The sequence below is a fragment of the Mesorhizobium sp. M7A.F.Ca.CA.004.06.1.1 genome, from assembly GCF_003999135.1.
Taxonomy (GTDB): Bacteria; Pseudomonadota; Alphaproteobacteria; order Rhizobiales; family Rhizobiaceae; genus Mesorhizobium.
Genome location: NZ_RZPQ01000606.1, coordinates 1 through 3,626 on the forward strand (window position 1 = coordinate 1; position 3,626 = coordinate 3,626).

4 protein-coding genes are annotated in these 3,626 nt (G+C 61.5%); 3 read left to right on the forward strand and 1 reads right to left on the reverse strand.

Going from position 1 to position 3,626, the window contains the following annotated elements; translation table 11 throughout:
- Positions 1-139: 139 nt before the first annotated feature.
- The gene (locus EN906_RS26695; RefSeq protein WP_127269125.1) at positions 140-322 is read right to left on the reverse strand and encodes a hypothetical protein; all 183 of its coding nucleotides are present in this window, start codon (positions 320-322) and stop codon (positions 140-142) included.
- A gap of 66 nt (positions 323-388) precedes the next feature.
- Between EN906_RS26695 and EN906_RS26700 the strand changes: the two genes are divergently transcribed.
- From EN906_RS26700 to EN906_RS26710, 3 genes are all read left to right on the forward strand, one after another.
- Positions 389-1,423 carry an extracellular solute-binding protein gene (locus EN906_RS26700; protein ID WP_127269126.1) on the forward strand — a complete coding sequence of 345 codons (1,035 nt, stop codon included), beginning with the start codon at positions 389-391 and terminating at the stop codon, positions 1,421-1,423.
- 88 nt (positions 1,424-1,511) lie between these two features.
- Positions 1,512-2,939 (forward strand): amidase, encoded by a 1,428-nt coding sequence (locus EN906_RS26705; RefSeq protein WP_127269127.1) that lies wholly within the window; start codon positions 1,512-1,514, stop codon positions 2,937-2,939.
- Between the two features lie 114 nt (positions 2,940-3,053).
- The coding region (locus tag EN906_RS26710) for a TetR/AcrR family transcriptional regulator (protein WP_164777376.1) at positions 3,054-3,626 on the forward strand (573 nt) is incomplete at its 3' end.

The following is a 3,626-nucleotide window of genomic DNA, read 5'->3' on the forward strand; positions in this document are numbered from 1 at the left end:
CATTTCGGCCTCCACGGCCTGACGCGTCCGGTATCGCGGCTAAACCTCTTTCTGCCTGCTCACTCAGTCACCATCTCATCGGGCGCATCGTCAATCGCCGAGCAATGGCCGTACCCGCGGAAAGATATTGACTGTATGTTTAGTCATAGTTACTCCTGAGGTCGCGAATTGAGTTGGACAGCCGGCGCCAGCCGGTGAATGGCCACAATGAAGAGGGGAATATCTCGACCGCGATGCGGCTTGCCGTTGCCGGTGCGCCGCATGCCGCGAGTGCGATGTCGACGGCCGCTCTCGTGCCGTCGATCGGCATTGTCGCGGTCATCTTTTCGTCAGCAGGAAACGGACCTGAGGCCGTAACGCCGCCGGTCCAACAATGGGAGCATGCAGCATGAACTTGAAACTGACCGTGACGGCCATCGGCCTGTCGCTGCTGACTGTCACGGGCGTGGCCCGTGCCGACGGCGAGCTCAACATCTACAATTGGGGCAATTACACCAGCCCCGACCTGATCAAGAAGTTCGAGGAGACTTACAAGGTCAAGGTCACCGTCACCGACTATGATTCCAACGATACTGCCTTGGCCAAGGTCCGGCAGGGCGCCTCCGGCTATGACATCGTCGTGCCTTCGGCGAGCGTCGTGCCGGTCTGGATCAGCGAAGGTCTGCTCTTGGAGACCGATCCCAACAAGATGGAAAACTTCAAGAACGTCGATCCGAGGTGGGTCGATGTTCCATTCGATCCAGGCCGTAAATACACCGTTCCATGGCAGTGGGGCACGACCGGCATTTCGGTGAACAAGTCGGTCTATGCCGGCGATCCGAACACATCGGCGATCTTCCTCGACCCACCTCCCGAACTCGTCGGCAAGATCAATGTCGTACCCGAAATGGGTGACATCATGTTCCTCGCCATCGCTTACGAGGGTGGCAAATATTGCAGCAGCGACATGCAGATGCTGAAGAAGGTGCATGACAAGCTGGTGGAGGCGAAGGCGAGATGGCTTTCGCTCGACTATGCGGCCGTCGATGGCCTGGGCAGGGGCGACATCGCCGCGGGCGTCAACTGGAACGGCATATCGCTGCGCGAGCGGCTTGAGAACGACAAGATCGTCTATGGCTATCCCAAGGAAGGCTATCCGATCTGGATGGACAATGTCGCTGTCCTCAAGGACGCCAAGAATGTCGACAACGCCAAGCTGTTCCAGAACTTCATCATGGATCCGCAGAATGCGGCGCTGATCTCAGCCTTTGCGCGTTATTCGAACGGCATCAAGGGCTCGGAAGCCTTCATGCCCGACGACATGAAGACCGCGCCGGAAGTCAACATTCCCGCCGAGTTCGCCGCCAAGGGCCAATTCATGCTGGCCTGCCCGCCCGATGTGCAGGCGCTCTACACGAAGATCTGGACCGACCTGCAGAAATGACCTGACCAGGCTTTCCCGCGCCGCCGCACGCGGCGCGGTCATCTTCCGTCCATGCCAAACGCGATGCGCAGATCGCAGGAGACTTCCCATGACCGATCTCGACCTTTGCTACATGCCGGCCAGCGAGGCGCTGCGGCTGTTCAAGGCAAAGAAGCTTTCGCCCGTCGAACTGATGCAGGCCACCATCCGCCGCGCCGAAGCCACCAAAGCGACGATCAACTGCCTCACCTTCACGCATTTCGACGAGGCGATAGACCTGGCCAGGAAAGCCGAGGCAAAATACGCCAGGGGCGCCCGGACCGGGGCGCTCGAGGGCCTGCCGATCGGCATAAAGGACGAGAGCTACATCAAGGGCAAGCGGACCTCGCACGGCTCGCTGCTGTCCGGGGATGCTATCGGTGGCCATACCTCGACGATGAACGAGCGCATCATCAAGGCCGGAGGCATTGTCCATGCCCGCACGGCGACGCCTGAATTCAGCTGCGCCGGCTACACCTGGTCGAAACGCTGGGGCGTGACGCGCAATCCGTGGAACCCGGATTTCACGCCCGGTGGTTCGTCGGGAGGCTCCGCGGCGACGCTGGCATCCGGCACGTCGTCGATCGCCACCGGTTCGGACATTGCGGGATCGATCCGGATTCCCGCGTCGGCCTGCGGTCTTGTCGGCTTCAAGCCGCCTTACGGGCGCAATCCGGACGAGCCGCCATTCAACCTCGACTTCTACTGCCACACCGGACCGCTGGCGCGAAACGTCGGGGATGCGATCCTGCTGCAGAATGTGATGGCCGGACCAAGCCCGCTCGACATCGCCACGCTGCGCCCGAAACTGCGCCTGCCGCTCGAGTACAAGCCGATCAAGGGCTGGAAGATTGCTTTCTCGATGGACCTTGGTTCTTTCGAAGTCGACCCGGACGTGCGCAAGAACACGCTTGCCGCCTGCGATGTGTTCCGTTCGCTCGGCGCCACGGTCGAGGAAGTCGATCTGGGCTGGGGCGACGAAGTGCTCAGGGCGGGCATGGCCTATCTCGAGCATCTGTTCGGCGCATCGCTGTCGCAGCTGCTCAAGAAGCACGGCAAGGACATGACGAGCTATGCCAGGCAGTTCGCCGAGGACGGGCAAAAGTCGAAGGCGACGGACTTTGTCGGAACACTCGACGTGGCGGCCAGGATGTACCAGACGCTGGGGCCGCTGCTGGAGACCTACGATGTGCTGATCTGCCCGACCAACGCGCTTCCCTCCGTGCCGGCGGAGTTCGATCAGACCACGGGTACGGTCGAGATCAACGGTAAGCAGGTGAACCCGTCGTTGGGATGGGTGATGACGACGCCGTTCAACATGATGAGCCGTTGTCCGGTTCTGTCCATCCCTTCGGGTCGGGCGGCAAGCGGCGTGCCGACAGGCATCCAGATCGTCGGCCGCACCTATTGCGATGCCGATGTTTTCCGAGCGGCCATGGCCTATGAGACGGCCAACGGGCAGTGGTACACAAACGCCGAAACGCGTCCGTCGCTATAACAGGGCGATGCGGCTCTTGCCGCGGTTGGAGAGCCGACGCCGGACACCTCGAATAGACGAATCTGTGGTGGCGCCGGTGATCGCGCCAGAAGGTCCGAAAGGAGCTGGACGAAGATGGCGCAACAAAAGGCTGCGGCGGCAAAACGCAAAGGCGCTACGGCGAAGAATGGGCGTGCGGCAAACGATGCCGCGCCGCCCAAGGACCGTCGGCGCGAGCGCGGCGAAGCCAGCGTGCAGCGGATCATCGACGCCACCATCGAACTCATCGCGGAGGAGGGGCTGGCAAGCGTCACCATGCAGCGCATCGCCGAACATGTCGGCTCGTCCAATGCCCTGGTCGTCTTCCATTTCCGCAGCAAGGAGAACCTGTTTCGCGCCGTCCTGCAGTATCTCAGCGATCGATATGATGAGCTGTGGGTGACGTTGGTGCGGGCGCCCGGCCTGTCGCCGGTTGAGCGGGCTCTGGGCGCGGTCGATTGCGCGCAACGTTTCGCCCGCCAGCATCCGAAATGGGTTTCAGTTTTTGTCGTGTTTTCCAGCGACCGCAAGAGCATGCAGATCTACAACGAAATCGGCCTGCCGAGCGACCTTGCCTACACCGCCGAGGCGCGCGAGCTGCTGATCGAGATTTCGCGCAGTGGCGGTTATACCGGCGTCGACATCGATACGCTGTCGGAGAGCCTGAAT

Coding starts and splice junctions, on each gene's coding strand:
- EN906_RS26705 (WP_127269127.1), top strand. CDS start 1,512: ATGACCGATCTCGACCTTTGCTACATGCCGGCCAGCGAGGCGCTGCGG.
- EN906_RS26695 (WP_127269125.1), bottom strand. CDS start 322: ATGACCGCGACAATGCCGATCGACGGCACGAGAGCGGCCGTCGACATC.
- EN906_RS26700 (WP_127269126.1), top strand. CDS start 389: ATGAACTTGAAACTGACCGTGACGGCCATCGGCCTGTCGCTGCTGACT.